General features: G+C 67.3%; 12 protein-coding genes. 6 read left to right on the top strand and 6 right to left on the bottom strand.

Annotated features, from left to right (window positions below):
* Positions 1-115 precede the first annotated feature (115 nt).
* Entirely contained in the window at positions 116-1,816 is a 1,701-nt protein-coding gene (ybaL, locus tag WG924_RS12145; protein ID WP_345933303.1) for a YbaL family putative K(+) efflux transporter, read from the top strand.
* Here the strand turns inward: ybaL and WG924_RS12140 are convergent.
* From WG924_RS12140 to WG924_RS12130, 3 genes are read right to left on the bottom strand one after another with little or no spacing between them, the layout of a single operon-like run.
* Positions 1,770-2,621, bottom strand: a complete 852-nt coding sequence (locus WG924_RS12140; RefSeq protein ID WP_345933302.1) for a 4'-phosphopantetheinyl transferase family protein — start codon at positions 2,619-2,621, stop codon at positions 1,770-1,772. The genes ybaL and WG924_RS12140 overlap by 47 nt on opposite strands.
* A complete protein-coding gene (locus tag WG924_RS12135; protein WP_345933301.1) occupies positions 2,608-5,706 on the bottom strand; it encodes an efflux RND transporter permease subunit in 3,099 nt (1,032 codons plus the stop codon). Before WG924_RS12135 ends, WG924_RS12140 begins: the two co-directional genes overlap by 14 nt.
* 21 nt (positions 5,707-5,727) lie before the next feature.
* Positions 5,728-6,927, bottom strand: coding sequence for an efflux RND transporter periplasmic adaptor subunit (locus WG924_RS12130; protein ID WP_345933300.1), 1,200 nt, complete (start codon positions 6,925-6,927; stop codon positions 5,728-5,730).
* A 290-nt stretch (positions 6,928-7,217) separates the two neighbouring features.
* Between WG924_RS12130 and WG924_RS12125 the strand changes: the two genes are divergently transcribed.
* The 5 genes from WG924_RS12125 to WG924_RS12105 all read left to right on the top strand — a co-directional run bounded on the left by WG924_RS12125 (position 7,218) and on the right by WG924_RS12105 (position 11,032).
* A complete protein-coding gene (locus tag WG924_RS12125) occupies positions 7,218-7,550 on the top strand; it encodes a HesB/IscA family protein (protein ID WP_188576753.1) in 333 nt (110 codons plus the stop codon).
* Between the two features lie 302 nt (positions 7,551-7,852).
* Complete coding sequence (locus tag WG924_RS12120) at positions 7,853-8,185, top strand: ferredoxin family 2Fe-2S iron-sulfur cluster binding protein (protein ID WP_188576755.1); 333 nt, start codon at positions 7,853-7,855, stop codon at positions 8,183-8,185.
* Between the two features lie 231 nt (positions 8,186-8,416).
* Positions 8,417-9,139: a thiaminase II gene (tenA, locus tag WG924_RS12115; protein ID WP_345933299.1), complete on the top strand. Its 723-nt coding sequence runs from the start codon at positions 8,417-8,419 to the stop codon at positions 9,137-9,139.
* A gap of 41 nt (positions 9,140-9,180) precedes the next feature.
* Positions 9,181-10,338: a tRNA 2-thiouridine(34) synthase MnmA gene (mnmA, locus tag WG924_RS12110; RefSeq protein ID WP_345933298.1), complete on the top strand. Its 1,158-nt coding sequence runs from the start codon at positions 9,181-9,183 to the stop codon at positions 10,336-10,338.
* Between the two features lie 151 nt (positions 10,339-10,489).
* A complete protein-coding gene (locus WG924_RS12105; RefSeq protein ID WP_345933297.1) occupies positions 10,490-11,032 on the top strand; it encodes a DUF2799 domain-containing protein in 543 nt (180 codons plus the stop codon).
* 67 nt (positions 11,033-11,099) lie between these two features.
* Here WG924_RS12105 and WG924_RS12100 read toward each other — a convergent pair whose 3' ends face one another.
* From WG924_RS12100 to WG924_RS12090, 3 genes are read right to left on the bottom strand one after another with little or no spacing between them, the layout of a single operon-like run.
* Positions 11,100-12,593, bottom strand: coding sequence for a tripartite tricarboxylate transporter permease (locus WG924_RS12100; RefSeq protein ID WP_345933296.1), 1,494 nt, complete (start codon positions 12,591-12,593; stop codon positions 11,100-11,102).
* A 30-nt stretch (positions 12,594-12,623) separates the two neighbouring features.
* Positions 12,624-13,061, bottom strand: a complete 438-nt coding sequence (locus tag WG924_RS12095) for a tripartite tricarboxylate transporter TctB family protein (RefSeq protein WP_345933295.1) — start codon at positions 13,059-13,061, stop codon at positions 12,624-12,626.
* Position 13,062: 1 nt separating this feature from the next.
* Complete coding sequence (locus WG924_RS12090; protein WP_345933294.1) at positions 13,063-14,016, bottom strand: tripartite tricarboxylate transporter substrate binding protein; 954 nt, start codon at positions 14,014-14,016, stop codon at positions 13,063-13,065.
* Positions 14,017-14,070 lie beyond the last annotated feature (54 nt).

Genomic DNA, 14,070 nt, shown 5'->3' with positions numbered 1-14,070 from the left:
TCACCCGACGGTTGCGGTGTCGGTGTATCCTGTGGGCGAGGGGGCGGCCCTGTCGAACAGTCACAGCGACACGCGCCCCCGGCACATCGACCCTGTTGACCGGAGCACGCGCCGTATGCCCCATGATCTGCCGCTGATCACCACCATCGTTGCCGGCATCGGCCTTGCCTTCATCCTGGGCGCGATTGCGCATCGGCTGCGGGTGTCGCCGCTGGTCGGGTATCTGCTGGCGGGGGTTGTGATCGGGCCGGCGACGCCGGGCTATGTCGCCGACACCACCCTGGTGCCGCAACTGGCGGAGATCGGCGTGATCCTGCTGATGTTCGGCGTCGGGTTGCATTTTTCGGTCAAGGATCTGCTGGCGGTGCGGGCGATCGCCTTGCCCGGCGCCATCGCCCAGATGGGGCTGGCGACGACCATGGGCGTCGGGCTTGCCGTGGCACTCGGCTGGGGTGTCGGCGCCGGCCTGGTCTTCGGGCTGGCCCTGTCGGTGGCAAGCACGGTTGTGCTGCTGCGCGCGCTTCAGGATCGCCGGCTGGTCGAGACCGAGCGCGGCCGCATCGCCGTCGGCTGGCTGATCGTCGAGGATCTGGCGATGGTGCTGGTGCTGGTGCTGCTGCCGGCCTTTGCCGGCCTGCTCACCGAAGATCGTGGCGGGGCCGGCCTGCCTCTTGCGGATCTGGCCGCGACGGTGGCGGTAACGCTGGGCAAGGTCGCGGTGTTCGTCGCGGTGATGCTGCTGGCGGGACGGCGGATCGTACCGTGGATCCTGCACCAGATCGCCCATTCAGGATCGCGCGAACTGTTCCGGCTGTGCGTGCTGGCCCTGGCACTCGGCGTCGCCTATGCGGCATCGGAGCTGTTCGGCGCCTCATTCGCGCTGGGGGCGTTCTTTGCCGGGCTGGTGTTGAGCGAGTCGACGCTAAGCCACCGCGCGGCGGAAGAGACCCTGCCATTGCGCGATGCCTTCGCCGTGCTGTTCTTCGTCTCGGTCGGCATGCTGTTCGACCCCGCGATCATCGTCGACGACCCCGTGCCGGTGATCGGCGCGCTGGCAATCATCGTGTTCGGCAAGTCGATCGTGGCCTATCTGATCGTGCGGGCCTTCGGCCACAGCCGTGTGACCGCGTTGACGATTTCGGCCAGCCTGGCCCAGATCGGCGAGTTCTCGTTCATCCTGGTGGCATTGGGCGTGGCGGAAGGATTGATGCCGCCCGAGGGGCGCGATGTCGTGTTGGCGGGCGCGATCCTGTCGATTCTGATCAACCCGCTGCTGTTCCGGGCGATCGACGTCTGGACCGCGCGGACCGCGCCGGTGCTGCCGCCGCGCAGCATCGAGGATGCCCGCGACCTGCCGCCGGCCCCGACCCGGTTGTCGGGCCATGCCGTGGTTGTGGGCTATGGCCGGATCGGCCGGCGGATCTGTGCCGCCCTGGAAGCCGCCGGCGTGCCGTTCCTGGTGATCGAGGATCTGCCCGGGCGCACGGCCGATCTGGCGAGGCGGGGGATCGAGACTGTGCACGGCAATGCGGCAGCATCCGACATCCTGGCGGCAGCCAATATCGCCGGGGCCAGCCGGCTGTTCGTGATGATCTCGCGCAGTTTCGAGGCCGGGCAGGTGGTTGCCCAGGCGCTGGCCGCCAATCCGGGACTGTCGGTGGTGGCGCGGGCGGGCGATGACGACCATGCCGCCTATCTGCGCCGCCACGGCCCGGTCGAGGTGGTGAGCGATGCCGACGAGATCGCCCGCGGCATGCTCGACCGGTCGTTCAGGGTGTTGCCGGTGACTGAAGCCGGGCCGGTGTCATCGGCGTGATCCGCCAGTGCGGCGGCGGCAGGCCTGCCGGGCAGAGCAGTCCGGCTGCGAGATGCACGCCGTCATACTCCTGATGCATCAGGTGCCAGGCGAGGCCCTGGGCGAGCGGCGGGTCGCGGGCCTCGATATCCGGCAGCAGGTCCGGGCCGGGCCAGCCGGCAGGGAAACGGATGCTGAAGCCCGACAAGGCCTGTGACAGCCCGGCACCGGTGGTCTTGATCACGCTTTCCTTCAGCGTCCACAAGGTCAGGAAACGGCGGGCGCGGTCGGCGGCATCCGGCAGTGCCTCAAGGGCTGCCGCCTCATCCTCGGCGAAGAAACCACGGGCGATGCGGGCGTCGTAATCGCCCAGCCGGTCCGCCGCCTCGACATCCACGCCCAGATCGATCACGGCGGTTTCGGGGTCGGCGGTGACGGCGATCGCGACCATGCCCGCGGTGTGCGACAGATTGAAACGCAGCGCCGGGCGCCCGTCGACCGTCAGCGGCATCTGCGACGGCGCCAGATCGGGCTTGCCACGTGCGCCGGCGGTGAAGCGCAGGTCCATGGGCGCAAGCCCCAGCCGCCGGCCCAGCCATGCGCGGAGCAGGGCATGGGCGGCGATATAGATCCGGCGATGGCGGGCGAAGTGGAAGCGGGCGGCCCGCGCCCGCTCCTCGTCGTCCAGCCAGCCGGCCAAGACCGCCTCGCCATCGTCATCCAGCGCCGCCACACCCATCACGACCAGATCGATGACGGGTGCGGCGATGACGGGTGCGGCGATGACCGAGGCGGGCAGACCTCGGCCCTGATCAATGCTGGACATGACCCTGCGCACCTTCACGGGCCAGGTCGGCGTCGCTTGGGGCATCGATGATCGGCTTCATGTCGCGGCGGCTGATATAGGTATAGACGGTCGGGATCACGAACAGGGTGAAGAAGGTGCCGACCAGCAGACCACCCACGATCACCCAGCCGATATCCTGGCGGGATTCGGCACCGGCGCCGGTGGCGAGCGCCAGCGGCACCGTGCCCAGCACCATGGCGCCGGTGGTCATCAGGATCGGCCGCAGGCGCTGGACGGCGGCTTCGACGACGGCATCGCTGCGCGACAATCCCTCGCGCCGGATCTGGTTCGAGAACTCGACGATCAGGATGCCGTGTTTGGTGATCAGCCCGATCAGGGTGACCACACCGACCTGACTGTAGATGTTGAAGGTGCCGCCCGACAGATACAGCGCCAGCAGGCCGCCGGTGATCGACAGGGGCACGGTCAGCATGATGATGAACGGATCGCGCCAGCTTTCGAACTGCGCCGCCAGCACCAGAAAGATGAAGCCGAGCGCCAGCACGAAGGTGATGACAAGGCTGGAGGCGCTGTCGCGGAACTCGCGGCTCTGGCCCGACAGGTCGGTGGTGGCGCGGCCGCCCAGTTCGTCCCGCGCGATATCGTTCAGATAAGCCAGGGCCTCGCCCAGCGCATAGCCGGGCGCGAGATTGGCGTCGAGGGTGACCGCGCGCAACTGGTTGAAGTGGTTCAGCGCCTGCGGCGCCACGGTTTCGGTCACCGTCACCAGATTGGACAACTGCACCATCTCGCCGGCGGCCGAACGGACATAGATATTGGTCAGGTCCGACGGCGTCGCGCGATAGCGGTCGTCCAGGCGGACGATCACGTCGTACTGATCGCCATCCAGCTTGAAGCGGGTGATCTGGCGGCCGCCAAGGGCGGTCTCCAGCGTCCGGCCGATGACATCGACGCCGATGCCCAGATCGGCCGCCTTGGCGCGGTCGACCGAGACCGATAGCTGCGGGCGGTTCAGCTTCAGATTGGTCTCGATGTTCTGAAGGCCGGGGTTCTCGCGCGCCTTGGCGACGATCCGGTCGACCAGTTCCCCCAGTTCCTGATAGGGCATCGACGACTGAACCACGAATTGGACCGGCTTTTCGCCGATTTCCTGACCGAGCGGTGCGGGCGGGATCGGGAAGGCGAGCACGCCCGGCAGGCCACCGAACATGGCGGGCCCCACCGATTCGGCGATCGCGGCGGCGCTGCGGCTTCGCTCGTCCCAGGTCTGCAGCTTCACGAAGCTGATGCCCTGGGATTTCAGCGGGAAGCCCGCGACCACGAAATAGGTCTCGGCTTCCGGAATGCCGGCATAGATGCCTTCCAGCCCGCGGGCATAGCGCTCCGTATAGTCGAGCGTGGCGCCCTCGGGGCCGACCAGGAAGCCGATCAGGAAGCCCTGATCCTCGTAAGGCGCCAGTTCCTCGGGCAAGGCTTTCAGCAGAAAGAAACTGCCGCTGGCGACGCCCAGCCCGATCAGCAGGATCAGCGGCCGCACTTTTAGCGCGCCGCGCAATGTGGCGCGATAGCCGCGGGTCAGCGCGTTCAGCGCGCCTTCGATGACGCGATAGAACAGGCCGTGGCTGGTCTGATGCTTCAGCAGCAGGCCGCACATCATCGGCGTCAGGGTCAGCGCGATGAAGCCGGAAATCAGCACGGCGCCGGCCAGCGTCAGGGCGAATTCGGTGAACAGCCGGCCGGTGGTGCCGGTCTGGAAGGCGATCGGCAGATACACGGCCGCCAGTGTGATCGTCATCGCGATCACCGCGAAGGCGATTTCGCGACTGCCCTTGAAGGCCGCCCGCATCGGCGACATGCCGGCCTCGATGTGGCGGAAGATGTTCTCCAGCATCACGATCGCGTCGTCGACCACCAGGCCGATGGCCAGCACCAGCGACAGCAGGGTCAGCGTGTTGATGGTGAAGCCCAGCAGATACATGATGAAGAAGGCGCCGATCAGCGACACCGGAATGGTGACCAGCGGCACCAGCGTGGCGCGGAACGACCTGAGAAACAGGAAGATGATCGCGACCACCAGCACCACGGCTTCGATGATGGTGGAATAGACGTTGTCGATCGATGCCTGAATGAAGACCGAGCTGTCATAGGCAATGTCGACCTTCATGCCCTCGGGCAGGTTGTCGACGATCAGCGGGATGCGCTCGCGGACGGCGGCCGACACGTCGAGCGGGTTGGCGGTGGCCTGCTTGACCACACCCATCGCGACCGCCGGCTGGCCGTTGAACCGGGCGGCGGAATCCTCGCTTTCGGCACCGATGAAGGCCTGACCCACATCCGACAACAGCACCTGATGGCCCTGGCGTTCGGCCAGCACGATGTTGTTGAACTGTTCGGGGCGTGCCAGATCGGTTTCCGACAGCACGGTGAATTCGCGCTCGGCGCTCTCGATCGTGCCGGCCGGGATCTCGACATTCTGGGCGGCCAGTGCCGCCTCGATCTCCTGAAGGGTCAGGCCATAGCCGGCCACCCGGATCGGATCCAGGGCGATGCGCATGGAATAGCGGCGCTCGCCAAAGATCATCACCTGCGAGACGCCGGTCAGGATCTGGAGCTGGTCCTTCACATAGCGGTCGGCATAGTCCGACAGTTCCAGCGGCGAATGCCGGTCGGACGAGAATGCCAGATAGATGATCGGCTGGGCGTCGGCCTCGACCTTCTCGATGATCGGCTCGTCGATCTCGTCGGGCAACTGGCCACGCACCCGGGCCACGCGGTCGCGGACATCGGCCGCCGCGTCGCTGGGGTCGCGGTCGAGCTTGAAGCGCAGGGTGATCTGGCTCTGCTGCTGGCGGCTGACCGAGGTGATGTAGTCGATTCCCTCGATGCCCGACAGGCTGTCTTCCAGCACCTGGGTGATCTGGCTTTCCATGATCTGAGCGCTGGCGCCCGGATACACGGTTTCCACATTCACCACCGGCGGGTCGATATTGGGATATTCGCGCACCGACAAGCGGTCGTAGGCGACCAGACCCAGCAGCAGGACGACGAAACTCAGCACGGTCGCGAAGACCGGACGCTGGATGCAGATATCTGATAGCTTCACGGGTGCGTCCTCGTCTGCGCGTCAGCCGCCGGCCGCGGCATTGCCGCCGGCCGGGGTGGCACCATCATCCGCCGGTGCCGCCGGCGTGGCGCCGCCCGCGGGCGCGGCATCCTGGCGCGCGAACGGGTCGGAGCCGCCGGGCAGCGGCGTCACCGGCATACCGGGGCCGATCTTGATCTGGCCGGCGCTGATCACCAGGTCGCCATTCTCAAGACCCTCGGTGACGCCGACCTCGCCCACCCGGCGCGCGCCGATGGTGACCGGCTGCGGCACGGCCTTGCCGTCGACGATCTTGTAGACGAACGGCCCGTTGCGATCGGGCACGATCGCCTGTTCGGGAATGATCACCGCGTTACCGATCTCGTTCAGGACCGCGCTGATGCGGGCGAACATGCCGGGCTTCAGGCGGGTATCGGGATTGGGGATCTCGGCATGGATCGCAAGACTGCGACCGCCCGCATCGAGCCGCGGGTCGATGGCGGTGATGGTGGCGGTGAAGCGTTCCGCCGGGAAGGCATCGACTTCGACGATGACCGTCTCTCCCGGCTTGACCACGCCGGCGAAGCGCTCAGGCAGCCGGAAGCTGACCCGGATCGGGTCCAGCCGGTCGAGGGTGGTGAGGGTCTGGCCCGCCGAGATATAGGCGCCAAGGTCGACGGTGCGGAAGCCGGCGACGCCGCTGAACGGCGCGGTGATGGTGGTCTTGTCGAGCCGCACCTGGGCGGACGCAACCTGGGCCTGTGACAGTTGAAGGGCGGCCACCGCCTCGTCGAGTGCACGGCCGGTGCCGGCACCGCGCCTGGCCAGATCGCGCGCTCGCTCGGCATTGCGGCGGTTCGATTCGATCGAGGCCCGGGCTTCGGCCAGTTCGGCGCGCGCGATCGCGTCGTCGAGCTTGAACAACACGTCGCCTTCGCTGACCCGCGCGCCGTCCTTGACCGAAATGGCCGACAGCCTGCCGGCAACTTCCGACGCCACGTCGATCGACTGCACCGCTTCCAGTGTGCCGGCGACCATGATGGTTTCGGCAAAGGGCTCGGCCCGCGCCTTGACCGCTTCGACCGGCATGCCGCCGCCGGCACCCTGGGCCAGAGCATTGCCGCCGCATAGCGCGGTGCCGGCCAGCAGCACGACGGCCGACAAGGCATGACGGATCGCCAGACGCTGCGTGCGGATCGTGGAGCGGCGGTTTCTGTCGGCGGGGGACTGCTGAGCGATCATGCGGTTCTGGTCCTGGCTCGTTGAAATCCCGCCGCCGAACCGTCTGACGGAACGGCGGCCGGTTCGTGGTCACGGGCAGCGCGAAGCGGGCTGATGTATTGTTCATCCGGACAGCGAAATAGCGTCCGCGGCGGCACGGATCGCCTCTTTCATCCGGCTGGCGAGTGATTATGTTAGAAGACGAGCGCGACGTCGCCCGGAAATCAGGGGCCGACCGACCGGCCGGTTCCATGACGTATCCGATTTGTTCGCGAGCGTCGCATGCAAGCCACAGAGGGGAGACCCTGCCCATGCCCATGGCGGCGATGAGCATTACCGATGCGGCGGCCGACCGGCTGCGCAGCCTGATGGCCGACAAGGATGGTGTGGTCGGGATCCGCGTCGGCGTGAAGACCGCCGGCTGCTCCGGCCTTGCCTATACCATGGAGATGGCCGAGCAGGTGAATAAGCACGACGAGGTGGTCGAGGACAAGGGTGTGCGCATCCTGATCGAGCCCAAGGCCGTGTTGTTCCTGATCGGCTCCGAGATGGATTGGGAAGAGGACAAGCTTCAGGCCGGTTTCGTCTTCCGGAATCCGAACGAGAAGGGCCGCTGCGGCTGTGGCGAGTCGTTTCACGTCTGACCGCCACACCGCCGGCCATGCCTCGATGCTGGTCCGCCGCCTGCAAAGCGCGCTCCCTGGCCTGGGCGCGCTTTGTCGTATCGGATATCCGCTGCGGTTGCATCCTTACGCCGATATTGACTATAAGTTGATTGGCGATGGGCGTTGCCATCTCCCACGGGGAGTGGACGGTGCCGGTGGCGGGGGATTTGAGAGTTCGCGCTTGCCCCCGACCGCGGAATGCGGTTCAAGAAACGCGAGCGAGCGCGCCGCCGCGACCGGGAGACCGGGCGGCAGCCACGAGGGACGAGAGAAAAAACGCCATGCCCAAGATCACCTTCATCGAGCGTGACGGCAACCGCCGTGAGGTCGAGGCGCCCGTGGGCCTTTCGATCCTTGAGATCGCGCATCGCAACAGCATCGACATCGAAGGCGCGTGCGAGGGGTCGCTGGCCTGTTCCACCTGCCATGTGATCGTTGCGGCTGAGGATTTCGAACGCTTGCCCGAGGCCGCCGAGGAAGAGGAAGACATGCTCGACCTCGCCTGGGGCCTGACCAAGACCTCGCGTCTCGGCTGCCAGATCATCATCACCGAAGAGCTGGACGGCCTGACCGTCGCGCTGCCGACCGAAGTGCACAACGCGCTGATCGACTGATCGGCCGCCAATGGCGCTGCCGGCGGGGTTCCGCCAGCCGCCATTGGCTGTGGCACGGTTCGGGCCGGGACGGCTGATCGGGCCGGACCGACTGATGATGAAGCGCCGTCGGCCGGTATCGGCTGGCGGCGTTTTGTCGTGGTGATGGCCCCTCGTCTGGCCAAGCCGCGGCGGGTCGGGTAACGTGACGCCGGATTTTCACCTGCCCCTGGCTTCCGAGGAGACGCCCGCATGCTCGACGATCTGGCACCCGGACATGGCCTGTTTGCCGAAGACGGCCTGGTGGCGGCGCTGCGGTCTCGCAGCCGTGCCGGATGGGAGGCCTATATCGCCCATGACTTCGTGCGTGGCCTGGGGCGTGGCGATCTGCCGCGCGCGGCGTTCCGGCATTATCTGATCCAGGATTACCTGTTCCTGATCCAGTTCGCGCGCGCCTATGCGCTCGCGGCTTTCAAGGCCGAGACGCTCGACGACATGCGGGCTGCCGCCGAAACCCTGCGCGGCCTGACCGACACCGAGATGAAGCTGCATGTCCGTACCTGTGCGGCCTGGGGCCTGACCGAAGCTGACATGGCGGCCACGCCCGAAGACCTGCCGACGGTTGCCTATACCCGTTTCGTGATCGATACCGGCCTGAAGGGCGATCTGCTGGACCTGCTGGTGGCCTTGAGCCCCTGCGTGGTCGGCTATGGCGAGATCGGCCACCGGTTGAAGGCGGAAGCGGCCGGGCTGCCCGTGGGCGACCCCTATCGCGACTGGATCGATGCCTATGCCGGTGACGACTATGCCGGCATCGTGCGGGTGGCCTCAGACCAGATCGACCGGGTCTGGCGGCAGCGCGGCGGCGAGGCCCGCCTGCCGGCGCTGACTGGTCTGTTCGCGGCCGCGACCCGGCTGGAAGCCGCTTTCTGGCAGATGGGGCTGGATGCCGGCCGGTCCGCCACCGATATCTGATCTCTGGTTCCGGCCCTCCATCATCGAAGGACGCTCGTCTCATGAACAGCCTCGGTCTCGACAAGCCCGCCGCCGCGACGCGGGTGGTGGTCGCCATGTCGGGTGGCGTCGACAGCTCTGTGACGGCGGCGATGCTGAAGGCCGAAGGTTATGACGTCGTCGGCGTCACCTTGCAGCTTTATGATCATGGCATGGCGGTGGAGAAGGCCGGGGCATGCTGCGCCGGTCGTGACATCCGCGACGCCCGCGCGGTCGCCGACCGGCTGGGCATCCCGCATTACGTGCTGGATTACGAGGCGCGCTTCCGCGCGGCGGTGATTGATGATTTTGCCGCAAGCTACCTGGCCGGCGACACGCCGGTGCCCTGCATACGCTGCAATGAGCGGGTGAAGTTCCGGGATCTGCTCGATACCGCGCTCGATCTGGATGCCGATCTGCTGGTGACCGGCCATTATGCCCGCAACGGCATCGGCGCCGATGGCGGACCGGCCCTGCTGCGCGGCCGCGATCCGGCCCGCGACCAGAGCTATTTCCTGTTCGCGCTGACCAAGGAGCGGCTGGGCCGGTTGCGGTTTCCGCTGGGCGATATGGAAAAGCCCAAGGTGCGGGCGATGGCCGCGGAATTCGGGCTGGTCGTGGCGTCCAAGCCCGACAGCCAGGATATCTGCTTCGTGCCCTCCGGCCGCTATGCCGAAACCGTCCGCAAGCTGGCACCGATGGCCGATGCGCCCGGCGAGATCATCCATGCCAAGACCGGCGAGGTGCTGGGCGGGCATGAGGGCGTGTATCGCTACACCATCGGTCAGCGGCGCGGGCTGAAGCTGGACCGTGGCGGCCCCGAGCCGCTCTATGTGCTGAAGCTGGATGCCGTGCGCCGGCGGGTGATCGTGGGGCCGGGGCATCTGCTGGGGCGCCGGACAGTGTCGGTTGATCGGGTTCACTGGCTGGGCGAGGGGGCGGCACCGCCGGCTGGCGGCCTGCGTATCGATGCCCGCATCCGCTCCACCGGCGATCCGGTGCCGGCCACATTGCGGCTGATCGATCCGCCGGCCGCCGATGCGGAGGATGGCCGACTGCCGCGTGCGGAGGTGGTGTTCGATGATCCGCAGCGCGCGGTGGCCAGCGGACAGGCCTGCGTGTTCTATGACGGCGACCGGGTGCTGGGCGGCGGCTGGATCACAGACATGGCGGCGGCCTGACCCGAACCGCGCCAAAGCGACCTGGTGGTCGACAGCCGTTGCCCGAGGCGTGATCGGCGGGGCCGGTGGTGGGGCGGCGGCCTGCTATAAGGCGGTGAGCAATGCGCGCTCTGTCCGCCGCTTCCTTTGCCGCATCGGGATACCCGCCCCCATGAAGAAATTATTCGCCCTTCTGATCCTGCTGGCCGTGCCTCTGGTGCTGGCGGCCTGTACCAGCATGTCCCCCGACGAATGCAAGGTCGCCGACTGGAACCGTACCGGCTATACCGATGGTGCCGCCGGTGAGGACCAGCGGAGTTCGCTTGCGGCCTATGCCAGCGATTGCGCGGAGGCGGGGGTGCGGCCCGATACCATCGCCTATCGGGCCGGCTGGGATGCCGGCATCGCCACCTATTGCACGGCGGCCACGGGCTGGCGCGAGGGGGTCGAGGGGCGGACGTGGAAAGAGGATGCCTGCCGTGGGCAGCGCGGCGACAGCGCCTTCTCACAGGCGCTGAACGACGGTTTGAAGGTCAACAAGACCAACCGCGAGATCCAGAGCATGGACACGAAGATCCAGGATCTGGAACAGAAGCTGCAGAAGACCCAGAAAGACATCGAGCGCCGCAGCCTGCGCGACCAGATCCGCGCGCTCGACCGCCAGCAGGCGAGCCTGCGCGACGTGCTGCGCCGCCAGGAATCGCTGCGGCCGTAAGGCCAGCAGATGATCCTTATCAAAGGGGCGCATGACGTATCTGTCATGCGCCCCTCTCGTCGTTTGGTCATGCGGCCGGTGGCCGCCGCGGCTTCAGCCGCCGGAGCAGTGGCCACAGGATGAAGCCGAGTGTCGCCAGCGCGATCACCGCCGACAGCGGATGGCTGATCAGCGACATCGGGTCGCCACGCCCGATCAGCAGCGCGCGTCGCACCCCCTGTTCGGCCATCGGCCCCAGAATCAGGCCCAGCACGATCGGCGCCAGCGGCACGTCCAGCTTTTCAAGCAGATAACCGGCAAGCCCCGCCCCGAACATCAGCCACAGATCGACCAGCCGGCCATTGATGACATAGACGCCGACCGCCATCAGCACCAGGATCGTCGGCACCAGCATCACCCCCGGCAGGCGTTGAACCTGCGCGAAGACGCGTGTTGCCGCGGCGCCGCCGACCGCCAGGATCAGCAGCGAGGTCACCAGCATCTGCACCATGAAACCGCCGACCAGATCGGGTGCCTGGCTGAACAGCTGCGGGCCGGGCTGAAGGCCGTGGATCAGCAGCGCGCCCAGCACCAGCGCCGCCACCACATTGCCCGGAATGCCCAGGGTCAGGGCCGGGATCATCGATGCGGCATTGTCGGCATTGTTGCCGCATTCGGCCGCGGCGACGCCGGCGGGGTTGCCCTTGCCGAAGCTGTCGGGATCGGGCGCGCGGTTCTTCGCGGCGTTATACGACAGGAAGGCCGCGATATTGCCGCCGGCACCGGGCAGGATACCGACCCCGATGCCGATCAATGACGAGCGGATCCAGGTGGGCACCAGCGACACGACATCCGCCCGGGTCAGCCGGACGCGTCCCAGGCGCAGCGCGCTGGCGGGCAGCCCTTTCAGATCGGCGGCTTCCGCCAGTTGCAGTACCGGCGGCAGGGCATAGAGGCCGACCAGGATCACGATCAGATCCAGCCCACCCAGCAACCAGGGCTGATCGAAGGTGAAGCGTGGCGTGCCCGACAACTGGTCGAGCCCGACGGTGCCGAGCAGCAGCCCAAGCACTGAGGCGATCAGCCCTTTCAGCGGATCGCGGCCGACCATGACCCCGATCGACGCCATGCCGAACATCGCCACCCAGAAATATTCCGCCGGCCCGAAATAGAGCGTGCCGCGGGCGAGCAGCGGCCCCAGCGTCATCAGCGCCAGCGCCGAGGCGGTGCCGCCGATCGCCGACGACCAGCAGGCGATCTTGAGCGCCTTGGCGGCCTCGCCCCTCTGGGCCATCGGATAGCCGTCGAAGGTGGTGGCGATGGCCGCGGGCGTGCCGGGGATGCGCAGCAGGATCGCCGGAATGGCCCCGCCATACATCGAGCCGTTATAGATGCCGGCGACCATGCCGAGCGCCACCAGCGGGTCCATGGAATAGGTGAGCGGCAGCAGCAGGGCAATCGCCATCACCGGGTTCAGGCCGGGCAGGGCGCCGATGAAGACGCCGAGCAGCGAGGCGCCGAGCATGGCTGACATCGTGTCGGGCGCGAACACCCCCGACAGGATCTGAAGGATGATATCCATGGGGAACGGGTGTCCAGGGGCTGGCCGGCCTCAGCCGGGACGGAACCAGATTTCGGGCGGCAGCGGCTTGTTCAGCACCAGCGTGAACACCAGCCAGACGGTGCCGATGAAGATGATGGCGCCCAGGCCCAGCAGGGCCGGTCGGCGCAGGCCGAGTGCCGCCGGCATCGCCGCCACCGCCACCGCCGATGCGGTGTAGAAGCCGAGCGCCGGTATCAGCGCCAGATAGATCGCGGCCATCACCGCGGTGCCGGCCAGACGGACGGCGTGGACGGCGAGCGGCCGGGCGCGGTTGCCGGACTGTCTGAGCGCGCGCGCCACAAGGGCCAGCCCCAGCACTGCCAGCACCGCGCCCAGCACCAGCGGATAGCTGCCCGAGGCGCCACGATAGCCGGTGGCTTCATGGGCCGCGAACCCGCCGAGGGCGGCGAGGACGAGGCCGAGAACGACGTCCTGCCGCCGCTCCATCTCAGTTCCCCAGGCCCAGAGCCTTGGCCGCCCGGGCGAGGCCGTCATATTCCTCGGCAAGCCGCCGCGCCAGCGCGTCGCCGGTGATGACATTCGGCGTCTCGCCGCGCGTGGCCAGGAACTCCACATACTCAGGCGTATTCACGGCCGCACGGATCGCGGTGGTCAGCGTCTCCACCTGCGCCGGGTCCATGTCTTTGGGGCCCAGAATCGCCCGCCAGAGCAGGGTTTCCTCAGACCCGAGCCCAAGCTCGGCCAGGCCTGCCGCATCGGGCAGGGCCGCGACGGGGGCGGCCGAGGTGACGATCAGGCATTTGGCCTCGCCCGACTGCACATAGGGGATGACCGGCGAGATCGAGCCGCCATAGATGTCGATATGGCCGCCCAGGAAATTCTGCAGGGTTTCACCGGCACCACCGAAGGGGATGGCCACCGCCTTGACGCCCTTGGCCTGAAAGATTCGTTCGGCGGCAAGCTGCATGGTGCCGCCGATACCGTCATTGCCATAGGTGTATTTGTCGGGGTTGGCCTTGAGTTCATCAAGGAAGGCCTGGCCGGTGGCGGCGGGAAAATCGGCTTTCACGCACAGCGTATAGGCCGTTTCGGAGGTCGAGGCGATGGGTGTGAAGCTGTTGATGTCATAGGCGACCTTCTGGACCTGCGGCACGGTGGTCAGCGGGCTGTTCCAGGTGGAGAACAGCGTGTAGCCGTCGGATTTTGCCCGCATGAACTGGGTGGCGCCCACCGATCCGCCGCCGCCGGCGACGTTGAGGATCGCGATGCTGGTGCCGAGCCGGTCTTCAAGAATGGTGGCGAGCTTGCGGGCGGCGGTGTCGGTGCCGCCACCGGCGGGCGCCGGTACGATCATCTCGATCGGCCGCTCCGGATAGGCCGCCAGCGCCGCTGACGGGGCCAGAAGGCCGATGATGGCCGCATGGATCACGAGCGTCTTCATGATGTCCCTCCCTGGACGTGTTGTTATGGGGTGCGCCCGCATCTGCCCTGGGGA

This window comes from Tistrella arctica, from assembly GCF_039630945.1.
Lineage (GTDB): Bacteria > Pseudomonadota > Alphaproteobacteria > Tistrellales > Tistrellaceae > Tistrella > Tistrella bauzanensis.
Note: the sequence above shows the minus strand (reverse complement) of the source record. Positions and strands in the feature narration are given on the sequence as shown.

Bases quoted from the DNA above. Each gene is read 5' to 3' on its own strand.
- ybaL (WP_345933303.1), top strand. From the start codon at position 116: ATGCCCCATGATCTGCCGCTGATCACCACCATCGTTGCCGGCATCGGC.
- WG924_RS12140 (WP_345933302.1), bottom strand. From the start codon at position 2,621: ATGTCCAGCATTGATCAGGGCCGAGGTCTGCCCGCCTCGGTCATCGCC.
- WG924_RS12130 (WP_345933300.1), bottom strand. From the start codon at position 6,927: ATGATCGCTCAGCAGTCCCCCGCCGACAGAAACCGCCGCTCCACGATC.
- WG924_RS12125 (WP_188576753.1), top strand. From the start codon at position 7,218: ATGCCCATGGCGGCGATGAGCATTACCGATGCGGCGGCCGACCGGCTG.
- WG924_RS12120 (WP_188576755.1), top strand. From the start codon at position 7,853: ATGCCCAAGATCACCTTCATCGAGCGTGACGGCAACCGCCGTGAGGTC.
- tenA (WP_345933299.1), top strand. From the start codon at position 8,417: ATGCTCGACGATCTGGCACCCGGACATGGCCTGTTTGCCGAAGACGGC.
- mnmA (WP_345933298.1), top strand. From the start codon at position 9,181: ATGAACAGCCTCGGTCTCGACAAGCCCGCCGCCGCGACGCGGGTGGTG.
- WG924_RS12105 (WP_345933297.1), top strand. From the start codon at position 10,490: ATGAAGAAATTATTCGCCCTTCTGATCCTGCTGGCCGTGCCTCTGGTG.
- WG924_RS12100 (WP_345933296.1), bottom strand. From the start codon at position 12,593: ATGGATATCATCCTTCAGATCCTGTCGGGGGTGTTCGCGCCCGACACG.
- WG924_RS12095 (WP_345933295.1), bottom strand. From the start codon at position 13,061: ATGGAGCGGCGGCAGGACGTCGTTCTCGGCCTCGTCCTCGCCGCCCTC.
- WG924_RS12090 (WP_345933294.1), bottom strand. From the start codon at position 14,016: ATGAAGACGCTCGTGATCCATGCGGCCATCATCGGCCTTCTGGCCCCG.